Genomic DNA, 26296 nt, shown 5'->3' on the forward strand with positions numbered 1-26296 from the left:
ATATTCTAACGCTACATTAGCTAAGCTAATGTGCTGAAGGCAGAGGAAGTCCGTGTCGGACGAGAAGATAATTTCTGACGATGCACCACGCCGATAAGGACATGGTGCATACCTGAAGGCTTATGTCAGAGAGGTTATTCTGGCTGTTTCGCTGCGGATGGTAAGTTATGCAGGTGTACGTCCATCTGCGGATAAGGAATGCCGATACGGTGCTCATCCAGCACACGTTTAAAGCTTTCAAGCAGATCCCAATACACCGCCTGCGCGTTGCCATTGGTTGTCCACACCCACACCACAAAATTCAGCGATGACGCCGCCATTTCATTCAGGCGGATCGTGACGCCCTTGTCGTGCTGAATACGTTCATCCGCCGCAACAATATCGCCCAATAGTTTTTTCACTACGTCGATATCGGCATCATAAGCCACTCCGACAATAATTTCGGTACGGCGATCCGGCTCACGTGAACTATTGATGATGTTGCCAGCAATGATTTTGCCATTCGGCACCACGATGATTTTGCCGTCAGAGGTACGCAGCGTCGTCGAGAAGATCTGTACCTGCGTGACCGAGCCAGACACACCGCCTAAGTCAACCCATTCGCCAGTACGGAAAGGCCGGAAAATCACCAGTAAGACGCCCGCAGCAAAGTTGGCTAACGACCCCTGCAATGCCAGACCGACAGCCAAGCCCGCCGCACCCAGTACGGCAATGACCGATGCCGTCTGCACGCCAACCCGGCTCAATACTGCAATCAGCGTGAACGCGATAATGCCATAACGTACCAATGCAGAGAGGAAATCCGCCACGGTTGAATCGATAGAGCGACTGACCATCAGTTTATTAATCGTGCCGGAAACAATCCGAGCGATCACCAGACCAACGATGAGGATCACTAATGCGGCGACAATATTCACGGCATACTGTAAAAACAAGTTCTGATGCGTCACCAACCAGTTCCCTGCCTGATCCAGACTCGTATTAAGTTCTTCCATTTGAAGGCTCCTGTTTTTTAATCACTGGGAAAGCATAACGTCCATCACTTAAAGCGCAACATTACCACCAAAAATTAAGGCTCCCGTAGGAGCCTTAGCATCAAATCATGTTTACGTCGTCTGTCTTACAGCACATCAACAGCGTTAAGTTCTTTGAAGGCTTGTTCCAGACGCGTCACCATGCTTGCCTGAGCGGAACGCAGCCACACACGCGGGTCATAGTATTTCTTGTTTGGCTGGTCTTCGCCTTTCGGGTTACCCAATTGGCCTTGCAGATAAGCTTCGTTATCTTTGTAGTACTTCAGGATACCTTCCCACGTTGCCCACTGGGTGTCGGTATCGATGTTCATTTTCACCACGCCGTAGCTGACAGAATCTTTGATTTCCTGCGCGCTTGAACCAGAACCACCGTGGAACACGAAGTCCAGGCTGTTGTGCGGCAGGTTATGTTTCTTGGAAACATATTCCTGAGAATCACGCAGGATGGTTGGAGTCAGCTTCACGTTACCTGGCTTGTAGACGCCGTGTACGTTACCGAAAGAGGCAGCGATGGTGAAACGTGGGCTGATCGCGTTCAGTTTGGTGTACGCGTAGTCAACGTCTTCTGGCTGAGTGTACAGAGCAGAAGCGTCCATGTGGCTGTTATCCACGCCGTCTTCTTCACCACCGGTACAACCCAGTTCGATTTCCAGGGTCATATCGATTTTGGCCATACGCGCCAGATACTTAGAACAGATTTCGATGTTCTCTTCCAGAGACTCTTCAGACAGATCGATCATGTGGGAAGAGAACAGAGGTTTGCCGGTAGCCGCGAAGTGTTTTTCACCCGCGTCCAGCAGGCCATCGATCCACGGCAGCAGTTTCTTGGCACAGTGGTCAGTGTGCAGAATGACCGGAACACCATAATGCTCAGCCATTTGGTGAACATGATGAGCGCCAGAAATCGCACCCAAAATTGCCGCCTGCTGGCCTTCTGCTTTCAGGCCTTTACCCGCGATGAATGCTGCACCGCCGTTAGAGAACTGAACGATGACCGGCGCGCGTACTTTGGCTGCGGCTTCCAGCACAGCATTGATTGAGTCGGTACCGACACAGTTCACTGCTGGCAAAGCGAATTGGTTTTCTTTTGCTACTGCGAAAACTTTCTGAACGTCATCACCAGTGATGACACCGGGTTTTACGAAATCAAAAATTTTAGACATGTTACGTGTCCCGTTTCGTTGGCCGTGGAGGGGTTAGAGAAATCGATGTTGAATCGACAGATTGTCTCGGCACGCTATTGCATAACGGCATGCCGAGACAACCACAGGAAAGGGAAAAAGCAGCCCTTACCTTAAATTACTGCTTGGCGCGTTCTTCCAGCATAACCACTGCTGGCAGTTTTTTCCCTTCAACGAACTCCAGGAATGCACCACCGCCGGTAGAAATGTAGGAGATTTTGTCAGCAATACCAAACAGATCGATCGCAGCCAGCGTATCGCCGCCGCCTGCGATAGAGAATGCTTCGCTATCTGCGATCGCACGAGCAATGGTCTCGGTTCCTTTACGGAAGTTTGGGAATTCGAAGACGCCAACCGGGCCATTCCACAGGATGGTCTTGGCATTCTTCAGAATTTCAGCCAGACGCTCAGCGGAAACATCGCCCAGATCCAGAATCTGCTCTTCGTCTTTGATTGCCGTAACTGACTTCAGCGTTGCGGCCGCAGTTTCAGAGAATTCTGACGCAACACGTACATCGCTCGGTACAGGAATATCACAGGTTTCCAGCAGCTTTTTCGCTTCAGGAATCAGGTCAGCTTCGTACAGGGATTTACCCACGTTGTGGCCTTGTGCTGCCACGAAGGTGTTAGCGATACCGCCACCGACGATCAGTTGATCGGCGATTTTAGACAGAGAATCCAGCACGGTCAGCTTGGTGGAAACTTTAGAGCCGCCCACAATAGCAACCATCGGACGTGCTGGTTCGCTCAATGCTTTGCCCAGCGCTTCCAGCTCATCAGACAACAGAGGGCCTGCACAAGCGATAGGCGCAAATTTACCCACGCCGTGAGTGGAAGCCTGCGCGCGGTGTGCAGTACCGAATGCGTCCATGACGAACACATCGCACAGCGCCGCGTATTTCTTGGACAGAACTTCGTCGTCTTTCTTTTCGCCTTTGTTAAAGCGGACGTTTTCCAGTACAACCAGCTCGCCTTCGGCGACATCAACACCATCCAGATAATCTTTCGCCAGACGCACAGGCGAAGAGAGTTTTTCTTTCAGGTAGTCAACAACAGGCAGCAGAGAAAATTCTTCGTTGTATTCGCCTTCGGTCGGACGTCCCAGGTGGGAGGTGACCATAACGCGAGCGCCTTGTTTCAGAGCGATTTCGATGGTCGGCAGAGAGGCACGGATGCGCGCATCAGACGTCACTTTCCCTTCTTTTACTGGTACGTTCAGATCCGCACGAATAAGAACACGTTTACCAGCCAGATCCAGATCGGTCATCTTAATTACAGACATGGTGAATCCTCTTGTTGATTCTCTTTTAAAGTTGCTTGAGCGAGATAGCGACCCCTGATCGCCACCGTCGTACTAGAAACCGCAGGCTGCCATCGCCCGTGTTGTATCCAACATCCGGTTGGCAAAGCCCCATTCGTTATCGCACCAGACCAATGTTTTAATCAGATGCTGACCACTGACCCGTGTCTGCGTGCCGTCAACAATGGCACTGTGCGGATCGTGGTTAAAATCAGCTGACACTAATGGCAATTCAGTATAATCAACTATACCACGAAACGACTCATGCGCTGATTTTTGCAATAGTGCATTAATTTCATTCACGTTTACGGCTTTCCTGACGCTAACGCTCAGGTCAATTGCCGTAACGTTGATTGTCGGCACCCGCACCGAGATCGCCTCAAAACGGTCAACAAACTGTGGAAAAATACGGGTGATTCCCGCCGACAGTTTGGTATCCACCGGGATGATCGACTGGCTGGCGGCTCGCGTACGCCGCAGATCGTAATGATAAGCATCGATCACCGGTTGATCGTTCATGGATGAGTGGATCGTCGTTACCGTGCCATTCTCGATGCCGAAGGCATCATCCAGCAGTTTAATCACCGGAATAATGCAGTTAGTCGTACAAGACGCATTGGAAACAATACGATGCCCACTTTCCAACTGCTGGTGATTGACGCCAAACACCACCGTCGCATCCAGATCTGCCGTGCCCGGATGAGAAAACAACACTTTCTTCGCGCCCGCCGCCAGATGGGCTTCCCCATCTTCCCGGCTACCGTAGACACCGCTGCAATCCAGTACGATATCGACACCGAGTTCTCGCCAGGGCAGTTGCTGAATCTCAGCCTGATGCAACAGGCGAATACAGTCATCACCAACATAAAGCTGATCGCACTCCTGACGCACATCCCACGAAAAACGGCCGTGACTTGAGTCGTACTTGAGCAAATGCGCCATACCTTCCGCACTCGCCAGCTCGTTAATCGCCACAACGGCAATCTCAGCTCGGCGACCTGATTCATACAACGCACGTAAAACACTGCGGCCTATGCGGCCAAAACCGTTTATCGCAATACGGATCGTCATGGCGTTCCTTGTGGTTCCTTATGTCATCGCTGGGCTAGCCAGCGCATAGGATATACCCTTCTTAGACACCAGAGAACCCCTGACGAAACGCCGTCAGCACAACAACTGAAACGCTTCAGCTAGAATAAACGAATTAACGCATAAAAGAAATATTCTCGTCTGGCACGCGCCAGAAGAGTGACCTGCGTCATAAAAATGAAAAAACGGCGTTTGGGGAGCAGGCAAAGCACATTGAAAATAAGGGGAAATTCAGGATGAAAAAAAGCCGCTAGCATTAGCTGACGGCTTCTCATATCGGGGTTAACGCGGCGTGATTACTTCAGCAGCGCCTGCGCTTTTTCCACCACGTTGTCCACGGTGAAACCGAAGGTTTCAAACAACTGCTCAGCCGGCGCCGATTCGCCGAAGCTCGTCATGCCGACAATCGCGCCATTCAGGCCAACATACTTGAACCAGTAGTCTGCGATACCCGCTTCAATCGCTACGCGCGCCGATACTGCCTTCGGCAGCACCGCTTCACGGTAGGCCGCATCCTGCTTGTCAAACGCATCCGTAGACGGCATCGACACCACGCGTACCTTGCGGCCTGCGGCAGTCAGCTTGTCATAGGCACCAACCGCCAGTTCAACTTCAGAACCCGTCGCAATCAGGATTAGCTCAGGCTGACCGTCGCTGTCTTTCAGCACATAGCCGCCTTTCGCCACGTTCGCCAGTTGCTCCGCGGTACGGGGCTGCTGCGCCAGATTCTGACGGGACAGGATGAGCGACGTCGGGCCGTCCTGACGCTCAATCGCGTATTTCCACGCCACCGCCGTTTCCACCTGGTCCGCCGGACGCCAGTTGCTCATGTTCGGCGTCACGCGCAGGCTCGCCAGCTGTTCAACCGGCTGGTGCGTCGGGCCGTCTTCGCCCAGACCGATGGAGTCGTGGGTGTAAACGTAGATGCTGCGGATTTTCATCAGCGCGGCCATACGCACGGCATTACGCGCGTATTCCACAAACATCAGGAAGGTCGCGGTGTACGGCACAAAGCCGCCGTGCAGCGCAATCCCGTTGGCAATCGCCGTCATGCCGAATTCGCGCACGCCGTAGTGGATGTAGTTGCCCGCGTGGTCTTTGTCCAGCGAGACCGAGCCGGACCAGATGGTCAGGTTGCTCGGCGCCAGGTCGGCAGAGCCGCCCAGGAATTCCGGCAGCAGTTTGCCGTAGGCTTCCAGCGCGTTCTGTGAGGCTTTGCGGCTGGCGATTTTCGCCGGATTGGCCTGCAAATCGTCGATAAATTTCTGTGCATCCGCCTGCCAGTTGCCTGGCAGCTCACCGCCGGTGCGGCGCTTGAACTCGGCGGCCAGTTCCGGGTAGGCGCTGGCGTAGGCGGCAAACGCCTCGTTCCAGGCCGCTTCCTTACGCTGGCCCGCTGGTTTGGCGTCCCAGGCTGCATAGATATCCGCCGGGATCTCAAACGGCGCATACGCCCAGCCCAGCTGTTCGCGGGAGGCGGCCACTTCGGCATCACCCAGCGGCGCACCGTGGGAGTCGTGCGTACCGGCCTTGTTCGGTGAACCGAAGCCAATCACGGTTTTGCACATCAGCAGCGACGGTTTGTCAGTGACAAGCTGCGCTTCGCCGATGGCGCGTTTGATGGCGTCCGCATCGTGACCGTCTACGCCGCGCACCACGTGCCAGCCGTAGGCTTCAAAGCGGGCGGCGGTATCGTCGGTGAACCAGCCTTCAACGTGGCCGTCAATAGAGATGCCGTTGTCATCATAAAACGCGGTCAGTTTGCCGAGCTTCATGGTGCCGGCCAGCGAGCAGACTTCGTGAGAAATCCCTTCCATCATGCAGCCGTCACCGAGGAAGGTGTAGGTGTGATGGTTAACAATCTCGTGGCCCGGACGGTTGAACTGTGCGGCCAGCGTGCGCTCGGCAATCGCCATACCGACCGCGTTGGCAACCCCCTGACCCAGCGGGCCGGTGGTGGTTTCAACGCCGGCGGTGTAGCCGTATTCAGGGTGACCCGGCGTTTTGGAATGCAGCTGGCGGAAGTTTTTCAATTCTTCAATCGGCAGGTCGTAGCCGGAGAGATGCAGCAGGCTGTAAATCAGCATGGACGCGTGGCCGTTGGACAGCACGAAGCGGTCACGGTTGGCCCAGTTAGGGTTGGCCGGATTATGGTTGAGATAATCGCGCCACAGCACTTCGGCGATATCGGCCATGCCCATCGGTGCGCCCGGGTGACCGGATTTGGCTTTCTGCACCCCATCCATGCTCAGCGCGCGGATAGCATTGGCAAGTTCTTTACGAGAGGACATGCTTGACTCCAGATCGGATTGAACGACTGCCCTTCCTGTAAAACAAATAAAAATCAATAAGTTAAACAAGAATGACAAAATAAATATGATTACAAATGTACATGAAAAATGTAGCGAATGCACATGGAACCGTGAGCAAAAAACAGGGATTTATTGGCTGACGAATCAATAGCGGTTCTTTTGCCAATTGCGCAGTGAATTACAGCGCCATACGCGATGTTTTCTAGTGGGTTCACCTTTATTTGGCGTGCCTTTTGGGAACGTATCAGAAACAAAATGCATTGCCTGCGCGCTCTCGTAAAAAGTACAAATCAGATTTTCCGATCTATTTCTCAATGTCGTTTTCGGGTAGTTTATAGCCGATTTTCTTTCGTACTAAAAAACAAGAACGCTCGTAGGGAGATGATTTTTATGGTAATTCGTTCTTCTGTGCTGGCGCTGTGTGTCGCAACGTTGCTGACCGGCTGCCAAAACTTAAACACCAATACCTTAATGCAATCCGGCGCTCAGGCGTTTCAGGCGGCAACGCTCAGCGATGCGCAGGTTAAAGCGCTTAGCAACCAGTCCTGTGAGCAAATGGACAAAGAGGCAAACATTGCCCCTGCCGACAACAAGTACACACAACGCTTGAATAAAATTGCAGATGCGCTGGGTCATGACATCAACGGTACGCCAGCCAACTACAAGGTTTATCTGACAAAAGACGTTAACGCCTGGGCAATGGCTAACGGCTGTATCCGGGTGTACAGCGGCCTGATGGACATCATGAACGACAATGAAGTCGAAGGCGTTCTCGGCCACGAAATGGGTCACGTTGCGCTGGGACACACGCGTAAAGCGATGCAGGTTGCCTATGCTGCGACGGCCGCCCGTACTGCCATCGCCTCTGCGGGCGGTGTCGCGCAGTCCTTGTCAGAATCTCAGCTAGCGGATCTGGGAGAAAAACTGGTTAATTCCCAGTTCTCTCAAACTCAAGAAACGCAGGCCGATGATTACTCCTTTGATTTGCTGAAGAAACGCGGCATCAATCGGGAAGGCCTGGCGAGCAGCTTTGAGAAACTCGCAAAACTCGATGCTGGCCATGAGAGCAGCATGTTCGACTCCCACCCTTCATCTGAAGGGCGCGCCAAACACATTCGTGAACGCATTGCTGCCGAGAAGTAACCCCGCGTTCTGATGACGCACAGAGCAGGCACATCGTGGGCAATTGAAAAAATCTCAATTGCCCGCTAGTCATCCGACCACTATCATCCCCGCCATATTCGCTGTAAGCTGTCATGAAATTGCCATCTTTAATCTCGCCATCGTCATGATGATAGGATTTAAGAATTAATCGATAATAAATAGATAGCTATTTTCAATCGCACTAACTTTTCGTTCTCTTTTTAAGAAACGATACTCCGTGGATTTCCAGATGCTGGAAAGCCGTCATCCACCAATGCGGCGGCATACCGACAAACAGGTAACCACGATTAGCACAGAGACCTACGTCTCAATCAGCAGGAATCTTGTGGTAACCCCCTGTATTTAAAGATAGAAATAAACCAGTAAATCAAGCATACTATGTTAAACCAATAAAAATTTTTCCAGTTTGATCATATAGATATATGATAACCCCTGTTGTCTCTTTCACAGGTTTCTCTAGAGGCTCCACCTTTTAGCGATTTAACGGCATTTCAGGATCGCGATTTCTTAATAACTGGATAACATCAGCAGCAATTATTGGTTTGTGGCCACTTTCAGACAATAAACTCATATGTGTTAAAAATCATGGATGTGAGAATTTTCAGTAAATGCAATTTTACCACGGTAGGATTACGGGAAATCCTATCCGGTATCCCTATGCTCTCGATAAAGCCCGTCAACAGGTTTACGCTGCAGCAGGGAAAGAAAAATGTATTTTCATCATCGACGGTAGCAGTGAGGGCTTTGAGGAATACTATGAGTCGATAAGAACTCACTTTTATAATATGGCGTCGTCGTTCGTGATCATCAATAATTCCCCCAATCACCCTCCCGTGTGCATTGACGAAAAAACGATTCTTATTTCAAAATCAGCAGCCATCGATTCTTTTTATAAATTACTCGATTTCGTCCACCTTCACGATCGCCGTTTATTCAGTCCCGTCAGGTTGTCAAAATCTGAATATGCCGTATTCCAGTATTGGTGTGCGGGCTACACGGCGGAAGCGATTGCCGATATCATCGGATTAAATAAGAAGTCAGTACTGAACAGCAAATCACGATTACTGAATAAATATGGCGTTCAGGATAAAAACTCTTTACTGCTAATTGCCAAGATTATCTTCAAAGACAGCGTCATTGAAGAATTTGATTCCCTTCCCAAACCAGCAACCGATATCAATATAAGTAATTCGCTTATCTGATCGATGGCCGAAAAAAAGGGATGCGCGCTCGCATCCCCTTTACTTCGTCAGTCACACTTATTCTTCATCTTCCAAATAAGTATAGCCGTACAGCCCGGATTCAAACTCTTCCATGAACTGTGCCTGAAGTTCAGCATCCAGATCGGTTTCTTTAACCTGATCGCGGAAACGAGTCATCAGCACGTCAGGGTCAAGCTGCACATATTCCAGCATGTCGGCAACCGTGTTCCCTTCGTCGGATTCTTCAATCTCGACGGTGCCATCCTGGAAGACAAACACGTCTACGGTCGACGTATCACCGAACAGGTTATGCATGTTCCCCAGAATTTCCTGATAGGCACCGACCATAAAGAAGCCCAGCAGCGGCGGGTTTTCTGGATCGTAAGGCGGCATTGGCATCGTGGTCGCAATGCCGTCACCATCGACATAGTGATCGATCGTACCGTCGGAATCACAGGTGATGTCCAGCAGCACCGCGCGGCGTTCAGGCTGCTTATCCAGCCCTTCCAGCGGCAGTACCGGGAACAGTTGATCGATACCCCATGCGTCCGGCATGGATTGGAACAGCGAGAAGTTGACATACAGCTTGTCCGCCATCCGCTCCTGTAACTCATCAATCACCGGCCGGTGCGCACGGTTACTCGGATCCAACTGCTCCTGAATCAGCTTACAGATGCTCAGATAAAGTTGCTCTGCTTTCGCACGCTGTGTCAGATCCAACATGCCGTGCGTGTACTGGGTATGTACATCGTGCAAATCCATCTGGCTGTCATGCAGCCACTCACGCAACGAACGACGTTTTCCTGGCTGCTTGATTTCCTTCCAGGTCGACCACAGGCTCTCCAGCGCGCGCGGCGCATCTTCTTCCGGCTCGGTAGGTTCGCTGAACTCGTTGCGTTCCACCCCGATAATATTGGAAACCAGTACGGTATGGTGCGCGGTGACCGCACGACCGGATTCGGTGATCACCGTCGGATGCGGCAGCCCGTGTTCATTACAGGCATCGCCGATACCCCAAATCACGTTGTTGGCGTATTCATTCAGGCCATAGTTCACTGAACAATCGGATTGAGAGCGCGTACCTTCATAGTCCACGCCCAAACCGCCACCGACGTCAAAACACTGGATATTCACGCCCAGCTTATGCAGCTCGACATAGAAACGCGCGGATTCACGCACGCCCGTCGCGATATCGCGGATATTCGCCAGTTGCGACCCCAAATGGAAATGCAGCAGTTGCAGGCTATCCAACCGCCCCGCGTCACGCAGCATCTCAACCAATTGCAGAACCTGAATCGCCGCCAGACCAAATTTGGATTTTTCGCCGCCGCTGGATTGCCACTTGCCCGAGCCCTGAGAAGCCAGGCGCGCGCGGACGCCAAGACGCGGCACCACATTCAAACGCTCGGCTTCTTCCAGCACCAGACGAATTTCAGACATCTTCTCGATGACCAGATACACCTTGTGGCCCAGCTTTTCACCGATGAGTGCCAGACGGATGTATTCACGGTCTTTATAGCCGTTACACACGATCACCGTGCGCGTCATGCCGGCGTGGCCGAGAACAGCCATCAGTTCCGCTTTTGAACCGGCTTCCAGACCCAACGGTTCACCGGAATTCGCCAGTGACTCAATCACGCGACGATGCTGGTTAACCTTGATGGGATAAACCAGAAAATAGCCACCTTCATAGCCAAACGATTCACGAGCCTGTTTAAACGCCGCATTAATAGAACGTAGGCGATGCTGAAGGATTTGCGGAAAGCAGAATAGCGCAGGAAGACGCTGGTGGTGGTCTCTCTGCATATCTTTGACCAATCTGGCCAGATCGACGCGAGCTTCTGGTACGTCAGGATCCGGGCACACGCTAATGTGACCCAGCTCATTGACGTCATAGTAATTATTGCCCCACCAGGCAATATTGTAGGTACGAAGCATTTCGCTGGCATTACGGTCATTCATGGCAACCTCCTGCATTGAGCGCAAATTTTCATGTTTACCCGTCGCTGACGAGCCGTGATGAATCATGTCGTCAGACATAACGAACCTCTTCTTTTTCTAGACTGCTGATCACATCAGTACCTGAATAAACCGCCCACATGAGCATACCTGCAACATGCGGCGTCGACAGTGAAAAAACCGGCGTAGTGAAATATGCCGTCACTTTATTACTCTTATTAGTGTAAAACACGTTGTCAGGCTCCGTATTACGGGTCGATAAAACTCGTCGTGAAAATCACCGGGCGAACGTGACCAGAAAGGCGTTAAGCGCTTCTGGCAGAAAGAATAACAGGCGGATTAACCAGCCCTGGAGTCCTGTGTCGAATTCAAAGACAGGCTACGTCGGGAAACGGAAAAGAAGGGTTGAGTCGCGGACGCGATAGCGTCAAAAGGGACATATTGCGAACGCAATATACTCAGTAAACAACGGATCATTAATCCTACCACCTCCACGTGCGCCGCAGGTCATGCGGTCAGCTATCAATAAGCAATTCAAGATGTCGCGGATTGCATCACCGCTCGCCGTTTATACCTACATGCTACTGGAAAAGCAAAATGAAAATTGTCGCTAGTCATCTCTTGTAAAAGAAAAAACGGCCGATGATAAAAGGACGATGGCATGCTAATGCGAAAAACTACTGGCACTGAGACTAAAAGGTGACCTAGAATAGCCATCCAGATGTTAATCCGTCTATACCGATTAACTGATACACTGCTTAACGGCTTTGATTTGAAGGTAAAGAAACTCATGGCTAAACACCTTTTTACGTCCGAGTCAGTCTCTGAAGGACATCCTGATAAAATTGCTGACCAGATTTCTGATGCGGTTCTCGACGCCATTCTGGAGCAAGACCCAAAAGCGCGTGTCGCTTGTGAGACTTATGTAAAGACCGGAATGGTGTTAGTCGGTGGAGAAATCACCACCAGCGCCTGGGTCGATATCGAAGAAATTACCCGTCGTACCGTGCGTGATATCGGTTATGTCAATTCCGAAATGGGTTTTGATGCCAACTCTTGCGCCGTACTGAGCGCGATTGGTAAGCAATCTCCAGACATCAATCAGGGCGTTGACCGCATCGATCCGCTGGAGCAAGGCGCGGGCGATCAGGGTTTGATGTTCGGCTACGCGACCAATGAAACCGACGTGCTGATGCCAGCCCCAGTGACTTACGCGCACCGTCTGGTTCAGCGTCAGTCAGAAGTCCGTAAGAGTGGCACTCTGCCGTGGCTGCGCCCGGATGCGAAAAGCCAGGTTACGTTCCTGTACGACGATGGCAAGATTGCCGGCATCGATGCCGTGGTACTGTCTACCCAGCATTCGGAAGACATCAGCCAAAAAGATCTGCATGAAGCGGTGATGGAAGAGATCATCAAACCGGTTCTGCCTGCCGAATGGCTGTCTGCCCATACCAAATATTTCATCAACCCGACCGGACGCTTTGTTATCGGCGGCCCGATGGGTGACTGCGGCCTGACCGGTCGTAAAATCATCGTTGATACCTACGGTGGCGCGGCGCGTCACGGCGGCGGGGCATTCTCCGGTAAGGATCCGTCTAAAGTAGACCGTTCTGCAGCCTATGCCGCGCGCTATGTTGCCAAGAATATCGTTGCGGCTGGCCTGGCCGATCGCTGCGAAATTCAGGTGTCCTACGCTATCGGCGTAGCAGAACCGACCTCTATCATGATCGAAACCTTCGGCACAGAGAAAGTGTCTACCGAGCAACTGACGCTGCTGGTACGCGAATTCTTCGATCTGCGTCCTTACGGCTTAATTCAGATGCTAGACCTGCTGCACCCGATTTATCAGGAAACGGCAGCCTATGGTCACTTTGGCCGTGAACATTTCCCGTGGGAAAAAACAGACAAAGCCGCACAGCTGCGCGAGGCCGCGGGTCTATAATCCGGCGATGCAATAAAGACCAAACAGCGAATGAAGATTCGCTGTTTGAGGTTACTGATAAAGTCCGTAGAGCGAGAGCAACGGATAGATCGTAAAGACGCTGTAAACACGTCCCTGTGCGCTCGGCTTGCGCCATCCCTGGCGCAAACGCTTTACTCTTCTATTCCGTTACTCTCGTTTTCGTTCGACAAATAGGTTTGTCAACTGTCTGAAACGGCGAATTCTCATTCGCCGTTTTTCATTATGATTTCCCTCCGCGTCACCTATTGCGTCTCCCTGCTACTCACTTTATCCTCACCGAATATGAATACACCCCGAATCCCCATTGCCAGCCATCAGGCTGTGATGCGCTGTCTGCGTGATAAATTGCAGCAGGCTAATCTCGCGTTGCAAACGGACTACACCGAACCCACGGTAAATTACCAGCAACGTGGCGCCACGGCAGGAACGGCCTGGCTGCAACACTGGGAAATTCGGCTGAATCCTGTCTTGTTGCAGGAAAATCAGCAGGCTTTTATCGATGAGGTGGTTCCTCATGAACTGGCTCATCTTCTGGTCTACGCGCGCTTTGGCCGTGTCGCGCCACATGGCAAAGAATGGCGCTGGATGATGGAAAGCGTCCTGCATGTTCCGGCAAAACGCACGCATCGGTTTGCAGTGCAATCCGTGCAGGGGCAAACCTTCACGTACCTGTGCGATTGCCAACGGCATGAACTGACGATCCGCCGACACAATCGGGTGCTGCGCGGCGAAACAGAATATCGCTGCCGTCGTTGCGGGAAAACCTTACGTCATGATGTAAAAAGTTCTATTTAAAAGGGAATTTCCAGTTTTAAAAACTGCTTTTGCATTTGCCTGCCGACGAGACATCCGGTAGTCTGCCAGCTTTACAGCCTGTGGATTATTTGGAATATGCTACGCAAAATTCTCGCTATCTCCGCCGTTGGCGCGGCGCTGTTTTCGGCCACCGCGTTAGGTCAGAACATCAATAATTTTTCGCAGGCAAAAGCCGCCGCAGTCGAAATCAACCGGGATGCGCCGGGTTCGTTTTACTGCGGCTGCAAAATTACATGGCAAGGCAAGAAAGGCACTCCCGACCTTGAATCCTGCGGCTATCAGGTCAGAAAAAATGAACAGCGTGCCAGCCGTATCGAATGGGAACACGTTGTGCCTGCCTGGCAGTTCGGCCACCAGCGTCAGTGCTGGCAGGATGGCGGCAGAAAGAACTGTAGCAGCGACCCCGTCTACCGTGAGATGGAAACCGATTTGCATAACCTGCAACCGGCTATCGGCGAGGTAAACGGCGATCGCGGCAATGCGATGTATGGGCAGTGGAACGGTGGTACATCCCAGTACGGCCAATGCGAGATGAAGATCGATTTTAAAAACAATCTGGCAGAGCCACCTGCTCGCGCTCGCGGCCAGATCGCCCGTACCTATTTCTACATGCGCGATCGCTATCAGTTACGCTTGTCCAGTCAGCAAACTCAGCTGTTCGAAGCCTGGGATAAGCAGTACCCGGTCACACCGTGGGAATGTACCCGCAATCAGCGCATCGCCGCAAAACAGGGAAACCCGAACCCCTACGTTCAACAAGCTTGCCAGCGCTAGTTCGTCTACCTACTATAGCGAATCTGTTTCCAGCAACACCGCCGTCAGATAACGGTGGTGTTGCCTGTTTCTGGCGTTCATTCGCTTCTCTTTTATTCAAAGGTCTGAATCCGCATGCGAGTACCACGCATTTTTCATCCCGAGACGCTCCCCCTACACGGCGGTGAAGCCGAACTGAGCGACGATGCCGCCAATCACGTTGGTCGCGTGTTACGCATGAATACGGGACAGGCGTTGCAGTTGTTTGATGGCAGCAATCATGTCTTTGATGCAGAAATCATCGCGGCCAGCAAAAAGAGTGTGCGCGTTCGCTTCACAGCAGGTAAGTTGGAAAATAAAGAATCGCCCCTACATTTACATCTGGGACAGGTGATGTCACGCGGCGAAAAGATGGAGTTTACTATCCAGAAATCTATCGAGCTGGGCGTCAATGTGATTACCCCACTGCTTTCCGAACGCTGTGGCGTAAAGCTGGATGCCGAGCGTATGGAGAAAAAAATTAGCCAGTGGCAGAAAATTGCGGTTGCCGCCTGTGAACAATCTGGCCGCAACTGTGTGCCGCTGGTGCGGCCAGCGATGACGCTGGAAGCCTGGTGTGCGGAACAAGACAACGCGTTGAAATTAAATCTGCACCCACGCGCCACACAAAGCATCAATACACTGCCGCTGCCGGTAGAACGGGTCAGATTGCTAATAGGACCAGAAGGCGGGCTCACCGCCGATGAAATTACCATGACCTCAGAACACGGATTCACTGATATCCTGTTGGGGCCACGCGTCTTGCGCACAGAAACCACTGCACTCACCGCCATGACCGCCTTACAGGTACGTTTCGGCGATTTGGGGTAAAGGAGAAAAGAATGATCAAACTCGGTATCGTGATGGACCCGATTGACACCATCAATATCAAGAAAGACACCAGCTTTGCCATGCTGCTGGAAGCACAGCGCCGTGGTTGGGAACTGCATTACATGGAGATGAACGATCTCTACATGCACGCAGGCGTCGCCCGTGCGACAACGCGTCGCCTGAGCGTCCAGTACGATTACGACGGCTGGTACGATTTCTCCGGCGAGCAGGACATTGCGTTGGAAGAGCTGGATGTGGTGCTGATGCGTAAAGATCCACCGTTCGATACGGAGTTCATCTACGCCACCTATATTCTGGAACGCGCAGAAGAGAAAGGCACGCTGATAGTCAACAAACCGCAAAGCCTGCGTGATTGCAATGAGAAGCTGTTCACCGCCTGGTTCCCGCACCTGACTCCCGATACGCTCGTCACACGTCGTGCCGATAAGCTGCGTCAGTTCCATGAAAAACACGGTGACGTCATTCTCAAGCCGCTGGACGGCATGGGTGGTGCGTCTATTTTCCGTTTGAAGCAGGACGACGCCAACGTCTCCGTGATCATCGAGACGCTGACCGAACACGCAACCCGCTACTGCATGGCGCAAAACTATCTGCCGGCAATTAAAGATGGCGACAAACGCGTACTGGTGGTTGATGGCGAACCCGTGCCTTACTGCCTGGCACGTATCCCGAAAAGCGGTGAGACACGCGGCAATCTGGCAGCCGGTGGGCGCGGCGAAGCGCGTCCGCTGACAGAAAGCGACTGGAAAATTGCCCGTGACGTCGCTCCGACGCTAAAAGCCAAAGGCCTGATTTTCGTCGGTTTGGATATTATCGGCGACCGCCTGACAGAAATTAACGTCACCAGCCCAACCTGCGTGCGTGAAATCGAAGCGGCTTACCCAGATGTTTCCATCACTGGCATGCTGATGGACGCCATTGAAAAACGTCTGGCTGCACGTACTCGCTAAGACCAGAGACACCTGACACGCCACCCGGCCCGCGCAATACGGGCCGTTTCTCCAACGCTGACGGATATCGATAAAAATACACAATGAATTTACAGCATCACTTCCTCATTGCTATGCCAGCACTACAGGACTCTGTATTTAAACGTTCGGTGGTCTATATCTGCGAACATAATGAAGACGGAGCCATGGGGCTGATCATCAATAAACCGATGGATCAGTTTTCCGTGGAAAATGTGCTGAACAAGCTAAAAATAGATCCGACACCGCGCGATCCTGCCATTCGATTGGATAAACCCGTCTTCATGGGCGGCCCGCTGGCGGACGATCGGGGTTTTATCCTGCACACGCCCTGCCCCGGCTTTGGCTCCAGCATCAGTATTTCTGAAGACACCATGATCACCACGTCAAAAGACGTGCTGGAAACGTTGGGGACACCTAGCCAGCCGAAAAATACGCTGGTCGCCTTAGGCTATTCCGCCTGGGAGAACGGCCAGTTGGAAGAAGAGCTGCTGGAGAACGCCTGGCTGACCACGCCGGCCGATAAAGACATTCTGTTCCACACGCCGATTGCAGAACGTTGGCGGGCGGCGGCCAGAAAGCTGGGCATCGATATTCATAATATCTCCACCGAAGCGGGACATGCTTGATGAACAGCAGAACCATCCTTGCCTTTGATTTTGGGACAAAAAGCATCGGTGTCGCCATCGGTCAGGAGATTACCGGTACAGCACGCCCACTGACCTCATTCAAAGCGCAGGAAGGCATCCCAGACTGGCAAAAAGTGGAGAAGCTGTTGTCAGAATGGCAACCCGATCTGGTCGTCGTCGGCTTACCGCTCAACATGGATGGCACCGAACAGCCGTTGACGGCACGGGCGCGAAAGTTCGCAAACCGACTGCATGGCCGTTTTGGCGTCGCGATTGAGTTACACGATGAACGCTTGAGTACCGTAGAAGCGCGCGCGGATCTCTTTGAACGTGGCGGCTTTAGAGCACTGGATAAAGGGAGTGTAGACGCGGCCTCTGCGGTGATTATTCTGGAAAGCTGGTTCGAGGCACAACACTAAAAAAGGCGGGTTACGATGAACCACAAGGATGGCGTACTGGACAGCACGCCATAAAGTCACCCCGCGTTGGCAGAAAGCCCGACAACACGGGAAAGCGCTAATTAAGCGTCTGGGAATTCACGGATAAAGCGTTCAACGTCATTCACCATTGATTCCGTCCCGACGAAGAACGGTGAGCGCTGGTGCAGTTTCTCCGGCGTAATATCCAGAATACGGTTTTTACCGTCACTGGCCTTACCGCCCGCCTGCTCCGCCAAAAACGCCATCGGGTTGCATTCGTACAGCAAACGCAGTTTGCCTTTCGGGTAGCTCGCCGTGCTCGGATACAGGTAGATTCCGCCTTTCAGCAGATTGCGGTGGAAATCCGCCACCAGTGAGCCGATATAACGCGACGTATAAGGACGCTGCGTTTCTTCATCCTGCTCCTGACAGTATTTGATGTATTTCTTCACGCCGACAGGAAACTTGATGTAGTTCCCTTCGTTGATGGAATACATATTCCCTTTTTCCGGGAAGCAAACTTTTTCATGCGAGAGACAGAATACACCGAGCGACGGATCGTAGGTAAAGGCGTGCACGCCGTGACCCGTGGTGTACACCAGCATGGTGGAAGAACCGTAAACAATGTAACCCGCAGCAACCTGCTCACTACCCGGCTGTAAGAAGTCAGCTTCCGTGACTGACGTTCCCAGCGGCGTAATACGGCGATAAATAGAGAAAATCGTACCGACGGAGACGTTCACATCAATATTCGATGAGCCGTCCAGCGGATCCATCAGAACCACATACTTGGCATTTTCCGCCTTATCACCTTCAAAGATAACAATTTCGTCTTCTTCTTCGGAGGCAATACCTGCCACTTCACCACGCGCTTTTAATGCCGCTTTCAGTTTCTCATTGGCATACAGATCGAGCTTCATCTGCACTTCGCCCTGAACATTAGAAATGCCGCTGGCACCCAGGATATCAACCAGACCCGCTTTATTGATATCACGGTGAATAATCTTGGCACCCAGTTTAATAGCAGACAGCAGCGCGGTAAGCTCACCTGTGGCGTGAGAGAAATCGTGCTGTTTTTCGACGATAAATTCGCCTAACGTTTTCATAACACTATTCCAGAATCTACGGATGAAAAGCGGTTTCATTTCTGCACCGCCAACGTTTGCGCATGCAGTGTAGCCCAAAGAGAAAGTGAGTACCTAGTCAAATCCATTTCTTATGGCGGATTCATAGCGTTAGAATGTGACGCAGACTCACTGTGAAGATGGAAAATGTATGCGTATTCATATTTTAGGTATCTGCGGCACCTTTATGGGTGGCCTTGCCCTGCTTGCTCGTTCGCTGGGGCATGACGTCACAGGCTCAGATGCGAATGTTTATCCCCCCATGAGTACCTTACTTGAAGAGCAAGGAATCACGCTGATTCAGGGCTACGATCCGGCACAGCTTACTCCCGCCCCTGATTTAGTCATCATCGGTAATGCGATGACGCGGGGAAACCCATGCGTTGAAGCCGTACTGGAACAGGGATTACCCTATGTTTCCGGTCCACAGTGGCTGCACGATCATGTATTACGCGATCGCTGGGTGATTGCCGTTGCGGGTACACACGGCAAAACCACGACGGCGGGAATGGTCACCTGGATTCTGGAAGATTGCGGCTACCAACCCGGTTTTGTGATCGGTGGCGTTCCCGGCAACTTCACCGTTTCCGCACGGTTGGGCGACAGCCCGTTCATGGTGCTCGAAGCCGATGAATATGACTGTGCGTTCTTCGACAAGCGTTCCAAATTCGTACATTACTGCCCCAGAACGCTGGTACTCAACAACCTTGAGTTCGATCACGCCGATATCTTCGACGATCTGAAAGCCATTCAAAAACAGTTCCACCATCTTGTACGGCTGGTACCCGGCAGCGGAAAGATCATCCTGCCAACCAACGACCTTAACCTCAAACAGGTGATGGGAATGGGATGCTGGAGCGAGCAGGAACTGGTTGGCGAAGAAGGCACATGGCGGGCACAGAAAGTGTCGATCGATGCCAGCCAATATCAGGTTTACCTGAACAATGAACTCGTCGGTGAAGTCCACTGGAAGCTGGTGGGTGAACACAACATGTACAACGGGCTGATGGCCATTGCGGCAGCACACCACGTCGGCGTGCTACCCGCAGATGCCTGCCGTGCGCTGGGTGGATTTATCAACGCGCGTCGCCGTTTGGAATTACGCGGTACGGCGCATGGCGTCGCAGTTTATGACGACTTTGCACACCACCCTACCGCGATTCTGGCGACGCTGTCGGCGCTACGCAGCAAGGTTGGCGGCACGGCGCGTATTTTGGCCGTGCTTGAACCCCGTTCCAACACCATGAAATTGGGGATGTGTAAAAACGAGCTGGCACCGTCATTAGGCCGTGCAGATGAAGTGTTCCTCTTCCAGCCAGCACATATTCCGTGGCAGGTCGTAGAAGTCGCGGAAGCATGCGTACAGCCTGCGCACTGGAGCGCGGATATTGACACGTTGGTAGACAACATCGTCAAGACCGCACAGCCTGGCGACCACATTCTGGTGATGAGTAACGGCGGATTCAGCAACATCCACAATAAGCTATTAGATGGGCTGAAGAAGAAAGCGGAAAACGCTCGGGAATAACAGATAGAAGCCGTCGTTATTCACACGACGACGGTTAACTGACAGATAGCAAAAAGGACGGGAATCCCGTCCTTTTTCATCTTCGCATCACCCGTTGAGGGGACGAGATCAAGCGTCGAACGGATCGCGCAACACCATCGTTTCGCTACGATCCGGGCCGGTAGAAATAATATCAATCGGCACACCGGTGACTTCTTCGATACGTTTGATGTAGTTCAGAGCAGCCTGCGGCAGCTTGCTGTGATCTTTCACACCAAACGTGCTTTCAGACCAGCCTGGCATCGTTTCGTAAATCGGCTCAAGACCTTCCCAGCCTTCAGCAGCCAGCGGAGTGGTATCCACTTCGGTGCCATTCGGTAAACGATAGCCTACGCAGATTTTAATCTCTTTCAGACCGTCCAGAACATCCAGCTTGGTCAGGCAGAAGCCAGACAGCGAGTTGATCTGCACTGCACGACGCACGGCAACGGCATCCAGCCAGCCAGTACGACGACGGCGACCTGTTGTCGCGCCAAACTCGTTGCCTTTCTGAGACAGGTGCTCACCGACTTCTTCAAACAGTTCAGTCGGGAATGGACCGGCACCTACACGAGTAGAATAAGCTTTAACGATACCCAGTACGTAGTCTACATAGCGTGGACCCAGACCAGAACCGGTAGCAACGCCACCCGCAGTGGTATTTGAGGAAGTCACGTACGGATAAGTACCGTGGTCGATATCCAGCAGCGTACCCTGTGCGCCTTCAAACATAACGAAATCGCCACGCAGGTGCGCTTTGTACAGCAGATCGGAAACATCAACCACCATCGCAGTCAGGATGTCAGCAATCGCCAGCACATCGTCCAGCACTTTCTGGTAGTCGACCGCATCGGCTTTGTAGTAGTTAACCAACTGGAAGTTATGGTATTCGACGATCTCTTTCAGTTTGACGGCAAAGGTTTCTTTATCAAACAGATCGCCAACGCGCAAACCACGGCGAGCAACTTTATCTTCATACGCAGGACCGATACCACGGCCAGTCGTACCAATTGCTTTCGCACCACGCGCTTTCTCACGGGCGTTATCCAGCGCGACGTGATAAGGCAGGATTAACGGACAAGCTTCAGAAAGCAGCAGACGTTCGCGTACCGGGACGCCACGCGCTTCAAGCTCCGTCATTTCTTTCATCAGTGCGTCAGGCGCCAGCACAACACCGTTACCGATGATGCTGACAACATTTTCACGCAGAATGCCAGAAGGAATTAAATGAAGGACGGTTTTTTCACCGTTGATAACCAGCGTGTGGCCAGCGTTGTGTCCACCCTGATAGCGCACAACATATTTAGCCCGTTCAGTCAGCAGGTCAACGACCTTGCCTTTACCTTCGTCACCCCATTGGGTGCCCAGTACGACGACGTTCTTACCCATTTCAAGAATCACCAGGTTGCTTAAAAAAGGATTCTAACATCTCATTTGGATGCTTTCAGTACTTTTAGCACACGATTGCGCACATTTTTCCGCTTAATTTTAGCCCCCCATGCGGCTACGCAACATGTAGTAGATCACGCACCCAGCAACAACTATTCCACCGCCAAAACGGCGCAAAACATTATCCGGCAACTGTGCGATACCCAAAATCATACGCCGCCAGAGACGGGGAAACAGCAACGGCCCAAGCCCTTCAAGCACCAAAACCAGACCAAGCGCCAGCCAAATCGTTGAATTCATAACAACCTCTTTTCCCCGCATCCGATTCGTGCAGGAGCAAACCCTTGAATATCTCTGCCAGAAAATGGCAAAAAAAAGCCCGAGAAAGAACCCGGGCTTGATGAAAGACGTCAGTGAATGACGATCAGCGGCGTGGTGCCATACTGCTATCCGGTGACTTCATGTAGCGGAAGAAGTCGCTATCCGGGCTGAGAACCATCACGTCCTGATTATTACTGAAACTGCTTTCATACGCGCGCAGGCTACGAACGAAAGCGTAGAAGTCAGGATCTTCACTGAATGCATTAGCAAACAGTTTCGCCGCTTCGGCATCCCCTTCACCACGGGTGATACGCCCCTGACGCTCAGCTTCAGCCAGCGTACGGGTGACTTCATAGTCTGCTGCCGCTTTCAGCTTTTCAGCTTCTTCCTGACCCTGTGAACGGTGGCGACGCGCGACCGCTTCACGCTCTGCACGCATACGTTGGTAAATCGCGTCAGACACTTCAGTTGGCAGGTTGATTTGCTTAATTCGCACATCAATAACCTGAATACCCAGCGCAGCCATACTGTTAGGGTTAATGTGAGATTCGTTACCTGTCGTCTCTTTCTCAACGCGCGCCGCCGCAGAAGCAATCGCATTATCGGCTTCGGTGGTTTCACCGGTGCCGGTATTCAGCGCTTCACGCACGTCAGACATCAGTTGACCACGCGAGTCGGTAACAATCCCTTTCACATCCAGACGACCAATCTCAGAACGCAGACGGTCACTGAACTTACGTTTCAGCAGCACTTCAGCCTGAGAGATGTCGCCACCGCCCGTTGCCAGGTAGTAACGGCTGAAATCGCTGATACGCCATTTCAGGTAGGAATCGACAATCAGGTCTTTCTGCTCTTTAGTGATAAAGCGGTCAGCCTGGTTTTCCATCGTCTGGATACGCGCGTCCAGCATTTTCACTGAGTCGATAAACGGAATCTTGAACTGCAATCCCGGTGCATAAATCAGCGGCTTGTTCTCGTCATCACGCAATACTTTGCCAAAACGCATCACAATGCCGCGCTGGCCTTCCTGCACCACAAACAGTGACGCATAGACCACCATCAGTACCAGGATCAGGATAAATAGTAAGGGCTTACGCATCGATTATTCTCTCCCTACTCGAGTGAAGTCATCACGCTGCGCATTTGCTCTGCGCTGATCCATGATATTTCCATTGTTGCTGCTGCGCGTCTGGTTGCTATTCGCCGCCCCGCTGTTGCCAGTGGGCAGACGCAGTGGGCTAGCGCTGGTGTTACTGCTGTTGCTTTGCGTATTGTCAGCACTTTGTCCACGCAGCATCTGATCCAGCGGCAGAACCATCAGGTTGCCGCCCTTGTCATTGACCAGCACTTTGCGGGTATGACTCAGCACGCGTTCCATCGTTTCGATATACAGACGCTCACGGGTAATTTCCGGTGCAGCTTTATATTCCGGTAAGACGCGAGCAAAGCGAGCAACTTCACCCTGTGCTTCCAGAACGGTACGGGTTTTATAAGCGCGAGACTCTTCGAGAATACGCTGAGCCTGACCATTAGCACGCGGCTGCACTTCGTTCGCGTACGCTTCCGCTTCACGAATGTATTGCTGTTCGTTTTCACGAGCGGCAATCGCATCGTCAAACGCGGCCTTCACTTCTTCCGGCGGACGCGCGGTCTGGAAGTTGACGTCCAGCAGCGTGATCCCCATGTTGTACGGACGAACGGTTTCTTCCAGTACGCGCTGGGTATCCGTACGCACAATGGTACGGCCTTCCGTCAAAATTTTGTCCATCGTGTACTTACCAATCACGCCGCGCAGCGCGCTGTCAGTTGCCTGACGCAGGCTGTCATCCGCATTGGTTACGCTGAACAGATATTGTTCTGGCTGCGTGACACGATATTGCACGTTCATTTCAACGCGCACGACGTTTTCGTCTGACGTCAACATCACGCCCGACGTCGCCAGTTCACGCACCGACTCGACGTTCACGGCGCGAACAGAGTCAATGAAGGTCGGTTTCCAGTTAAGACCTGGCCCCACCAAATGGCTGAATTTACCAAAGCGCGTAACGACACCGCGTTCCGCTTCTTTAATGGTATAGAAACCCGTAGCAGCCCAGATGACAACCGCAGCGACGGCAGCGATACCGACGATCCGGCCACCCAGTGCTGGGCCGCCAGAATTTCCGCTGTTGCTTGAGCCAGAACCTTTTCCGCCACCCAGATCGCTGAGTTTTTTGCTCAGCTTACGGAAGATGTCGTCCAGATCCGGCGGCCCCTGATCTCGGCCACCTTTATTGTTATTTCCGCCAGAGTTGCCGCCATTATTGCTGCTGCTCCCCCACGGGTCGCGGTCTTGTCCGTTATTACCGGGCTGATTCCACGCCATGTTTTAGCTCCATTCTTTATGATAGGTGTTCTTCAGGTTCAATATCCCAGAGTCCGTCAGACTATTTCACCGCTCAGACTGTTTCTGCCAGTCAAATCAGACAATATAGTCCATCAGTTCCTGCTCTTTTTTGCAGAGGCGGCGCCAGTCAGCAATCGGCATACGAATAACCAAACCAATTTGCCCATCCTCTTCAATCCATTCTTTTTCTATTGCCTGAAGCTGGTAAAAACGACTACGCAAGCGTCCTGCCTGCGGGGGAAGATGCAAGGTATATTGTGCGATTTCCCCGGAAAGCCGCTCAGTCAATGCCTGAAATAGCAACGGAATACCGTCGCCGGTCTGTGCTGAAAGCCAGACCCGTACCGGTAAATTCTCTTCGTTGCGATCGATACGCGGAACGAAATCATCCAGCATATCAATCTTGTTCATTACCAACAGCGCAGGTATTTCATCCGCCTCGATTTCCGTCAGTACGTCATTAACCGCCTCAATGTTCTCGTCAAGACGAGGATCGGCAGCATCAACAACGTGCAACAGCAGCGAGGCCTGACGTGTTTCCTGTAGTGTAGCCTTAAACGCAGCCACCAAATCATGGGGCAACTGCCGGATAAAACCTACGGTATCCGCCAGCACTGTATCACCGACATCATCCACTTCAATGCGGCGCAATGTAGGATCCAGTGTGGCAAATAACTGATCGGCGGCATAAACGCCCGCCGATGTAATCTTGTTAAACAGCGTGGATTTACCCGCATTGGTGTAGCCCACCAACGAAACGGTGGGTACATCTGCACGAACTCGCGACCGCCGCCCCTGTTCACGCTGTTTTTCTACCCGTTCAAGACGCGACAGTATCTGAGTGATACGGTTACGCAATAAACGGCGGTCGGTTTCAAGCTGGGTTTCACCTGGGCCACGCAAACCGATACCGCCTTTCTGGCGCTCAAGGTGCGTCCAGCCGCGAACCAATCGGGTCGCAAGGTGGCGCAGCTGTGCCAGTTCTACCTGTAATTTCCCCTCGTGAGTACGCGCACGCTGGGCAAAAATATCTAAAATCAGTCCGGTACGATCGATCACCCGACACTCGCACAAACGCTCCAGATTACGTTCCTGAGCTGGCGTCAGCGCATGATCAAACAGCACGACAAACGCGCCGGTTTCTTTTACTGCCTGAGCAATTTCTTCTGCTTTGCCTTCCCCGACAAAATACTTGGGGTGAGGCGCCTTACGGCTACCAGTAACCACCTGCAAGGATTCAATACCGGCAGAAGAAACCAGAGATTCGAACTCCAGCAGATCTTCCGTATCTTTATCTTGCGAGAAGTAAATATGAACTAATATGGCCCGTTCACCTGATTCATAACGGTCAAACAAGCGAGTAACCTCTCAAACGAGCAAAAAACACCACAGCGAAGGAGCCGAGCGATGCGTCCAGCTCTCCCGCGCCGTGGTGAATTGACAATACGCCTTATTCGGCGTCATCAGCTTCCTGCGACTGCTGCGAAGCCGCCGTGTTGTTACCGTGATAATTGCTGCCGCCGCCTGGATTGTTGCTATGGTGAGATACAGGACGAGAGGGAACAACTGTAGAGATGGCGTGCTTATAAACCATCTGACTTACCGTGTTTTTCAACAAAATCACGAACTGATCGAAAGATTCGATCTGACCTTGCAGCTTAATACCGTTCACCAAATAAATCGAAACCGGAACACGTTCACGACGCAAAGCGTTCAAGAACGGATCTTGCAAAGATTGCCCCTTAGCCATTCTATATTTTCCTTATTTGTATGTTGTTTGTAACAAAGAACCCTACGGTTCTAAAATAACGGTGTAAAAAACTTGCACGCTGAGACTCACCGATTGTACA

22 protein-coding genes and 1 pseudogene are annotated in these 26296 nt (G+C 52.1%); 10 read left to right on the forward strand and 13 right to left on the reverse strand.

What is annotated here, in order from left to right; translation table 11 throughout:
- Window positions 1-134 precede the first annotated feature (134 nt).
- The 5 genes from mscS to tkt form a co-directional block, all read right to left on the reverse strand.
- Window positions 135-995 (reverse strand): small-conductance mechanosensitive channel MscS, encoded by an 861-nt coding sequence (gene mscS / locus NAL19_RS18415; RefSeq protein ID WP_263058103.1) that lies wholly within the window; start codon window positions 993-995, stop codon window positions 135-137.
- 125 nt (window positions 996-1120) lie between these two features.
- On the reverse strand, window positions 1121-2197 hold the full coding sequence (gene fbaA, locus NAL19_RS18420) for a class II fructose-bisphosphate aldolase (protein WP_015841829.1): 1077 nt from the start codon (window positions 2195-2197) through the stop codon (window positions 1121-1123).
- A gap of 136 nt (window positions 2198-2333) precedes the next feature.
- Window positions 2334-3497, reverse strand: a complete 1164-nt coding sequence (pgk, locus tag NAL19_RS18425; protein WP_180742948.1) for a phosphoglycerate kinase — start codon at window positions 3495-3497, stop codon at window positions 2334-2336.
- A gap of 72 nt (window positions 3498-3569) precedes the next feature.
- Complete coding sequence (epd, locus tag NAL19_RS18430) at window positions 3570-4586, reverse strand: erythrose-4-phosphate dehydrogenase (RefSeq protein ID WP_263058104.1); 1017 nt, start codon at window positions 4584-4586, stop codon at window positions 3570-3572.
- 314 nt (window positions 4587-4900) lie between these two features.
- The gene (gene tkt / locus NAL19_RS18435) at window positions 4901-6895 is read right to left on the reverse strand and encodes a transketolase (RefSeq protein ID WP_263058105.1); all 1995 of its coding nucleotides are present in this window, start codon (window positions 6893-6895) and stop codon (window positions 4901-4903) included.
- A gap of 411 nt (window positions 6896-7306) precedes the next feature.
- On the opposite strand from tkt, the gene NAL19_RS18440 reads away from it, so the two are divergent.
- Together NAL19_RS18440 and NAL19_RS18445 are read left to right on the forward strand one after the other, a co-directional pair.
- Window positions 7307-8059, forward strand: a complete 753-nt coding sequence (locus tag NAL19_RS18440; protein WP_225085859.1) for a M48 family metallopeptidase — start codon at window positions 7307-7309, stop codon at window positions 8057-8059.
- 678 nt (window positions 8060-8737) lie between these two features.
- A pseudogene (locus NAL19_RS18445) lies at window positions 8738-9282 on the forward strand (helix-turn-helix transcriptional regulator).
- Between the two features lie 57 nt (window positions 9283-9339).
- Here the strand turns inward: NAL19_RS18445 and speA are convergent.
- Window positions 9340-11322 carry a biosynthetic arginine decarboxylase gene (gene speA / locus NAL19_RS18450; RefSeq protein WP_225085860.1) on the reverse strand — a complete coding sequence of 661 codons (1983 nt, stop codon included), beginning with the start codon at window positions 11320-11322 and terminating at the stop codon, window positions 9340-9342.
- Between the two features lie 709 nt (window positions 11323-12031).
- Here speA and metK point away from each other — a divergent pair.
- The 7 genes from metK (at window position 12032) to ruvX (ending at window position 17680) form a co-directional block, all read left to right on the forward strand.
- The gene (gene metK, locus NAL19_RS18455) at window positions 12032-13183 is read left to right on the forward strand and encodes a methionine adenosyltransferase (protein ID WP_263058106.1); all 1152 of its coding nucleotides are present in this window, start codon (window positions 12032-12034) and stop codon (window positions 13181-13183) included.
- 303 nt (window positions 13184-13486) lie between these two features.
- Window positions 13487-13999: a SprT family zinc-dependent metalloprotease gene (locus tag NAL19_RS18460; RefSeq protein ID WP_225085862.1), complete on the forward strand. Its 513-nt coding sequence runs from the start codon at window positions 13487-13489 to the stop codon at window positions 13997-13999.
- A 96-nt stretch (window positions 14000-14095) separates the two neighbouring features.
- Complete coding sequence (endA, locus tag NAL19_RS18465; protein ID WP_225085863.1) at window positions 14096-14794, forward strand: deoxyribonuclease I; 699 nt, start codon at window positions 14096-14098, stop codon at window positions 14792-14794.
- 114 nt (window positions 14795-14908) lie between these two features.
- Complete coding sequence (gene rsmE, locus NAL19_RS18470) at window positions 14909-15643, forward strand: 16S rRNA (uracil(1498)-N(3))-methyltransferase (protein WP_263058107.1); 735 nt, start codon at window positions 14909-14911, stop codon at window positions 15641-15643.
- An 11-nt stretch (window positions 15644-15654) separates the two neighbouring features.
- Window positions 15655-16614, forward strand: coding sequence for a glutathione synthase (gene gshB, locus NAL19_RS18475; protein ID WP_010285797.1), 960 nt, complete (start codon window positions 15655-15657; stop codon window positions 16612-16614).
- A gap of 83 nt (window positions 16615-16697) precedes the next feature.
- Window positions 16698-17261: a YqgE/AlgH family protein gene (locus tag NAL19_RS18480; RefSeq protein WP_263058108.1), complete on the forward strand. Its 564-nt coding sequence runs from the start codon at window positions 16698-16700 to the stop codon at window positions 17259-17261.
- Entirely contained in the window at window positions 17261-17680 is a 420-nt protein-coding gene (gene ruvX / locus NAL19_RS18485; RefSeq protein WP_225085866.1) for a Holliday junction resolvase RuvX, read from the forward strand. The genes NAL19_RS18480 and ruvX overlap by 1 nt, the downstream gene beginning before the upstream one ends.
- 101 nt (window positions 17681-17781) lie before the next feature.
- Here ruvX and fbp read toward each other — a convergent pair whose 3' ends face one another.
- Window positions 17782-18786 carry a class 1 fructose-bisphosphatase gene (gene fbp, locus NAL19_RS18490; RefSeq protein ID WP_263058109.1) on the reverse strand — a complete coding sequence of 335 codons (1005 nt, stop codon included), beginning with the start codon at window positions 18784-18786 and terminating at the stop codon, window positions 17782-17784.
- 169 nt (window positions 18787-18955) lie between these two features.
- Between fbp and mpl the strand changes: the two genes are divergently transcribed.
- Window positions 18956-20332 carry a UDP-N-acetylmuramate:L-alanyl-gamma-D-glutamyl-meso-diaminopimelate ligase gene (gene mpl, locus NAL19_RS18495; RefSeq protein ID WP_263058110.1) on the forward strand — a complete coding sequence of 459 codons (1377 nt, stop codon included), beginning with the start codon at window positions 18956-18958 and terminating at the stop codon, window positions 20330-20332.
- Window positions 20333-20440: 108 nt separating this feature from the next.
- Here the strand turns inward: mpl and NAL19_RS18500 are convergent, their stop codons facing one another.
- From NAL19_RS18500 to hfq, 6 genes are all read right to left on the reverse strand, one after another.
- The gene (locus tag NAL19_RS18500; RefSeq protein WP_015841843.1) at window positions 20441-21739 is read right to left on the reverse strand and encodes an adenylosuccinate synthase; all 1299 of its coding nucleotides are present in this window, start codon (window positions 21737-21739) and stop codon (window positions 20441-20443) included.
- 99 nt (window positions 21740-21838) lie between these two features.
- Window positions 21839-22039 carry a DUF2065 domain-containing protein gene (locus tag NAL19_RS18505; RefSeq protein ID WP_225085869.1) on the reverse strand — a complete coding sequence of 67 codons (201 nt, stop codon included), beginning with the start codon at window positions 22037-22039 and terminating at the stop codon, window positions 21839-21841.
- Window positions 22040-22163: 124 nt separating this feature from the next.
- Window positions 22164-23159 (reverse strand): protease modulator HflC, encoded by a 996-nt coding sequence (gene hflC, locus NAL19_RS18510; RefSeq protein ID WP_263058111.1) that lies wholly within the window; start codon window positions 23157-23159, stop codon window positions 22164-22166.
- Between the two features lie 3 nt (window positions 23160-23162).
- Window positions 23163-24425, reverse strand: coding sequence for an FtsH protease activity modulator HflK (gene hflK / locus NAL19_RS18515; RefSeq protein ID WP_225085871.1), 1263 nt, complete (start codon window positions 24423-24425; stop codon window positions 23163-23165).
- Between the two features lie 96 nt (window positions 24426-24521).
- On the reverse strand, window positions 24522-25802 hold the full coding sequence (gene hflX, locus NAL19_RS18520; protein WP_225085872.1) for a ribosome rescue GTPase HflX: 1281 nt from the start codon (window positions 25800-25802) through the stop codon (window positions 24522-24524).
- 94 nt (window positions 25803-25896) lie between these two features.
- Window positions 25897-26196 carry an RNA chaperone Hfq gene (hfq, locus tag NAL19_RS18525; RefSeq protein ID WP_015841848.1) on the reverse strand — a complete coding sequence of 100 codons (300 nt, stop codon included), beginning with the start codon at window positions 26194-26196 and terminating at the stop codon, window positions 25897-25899.
- Window positions 26197-26296: the final 100 nt, after the last annotated feature.

The organism is Pectobacterium sp. F1-1, assembly GCF_025643735.1.
GTDB classification, from domain to species: Bacteria; Pseudomonadota; Gammaproteobacteria; order Enterobacterales; family Enterobacteriaceae; genus Pectobacterium; species Pectobacterium colocasium.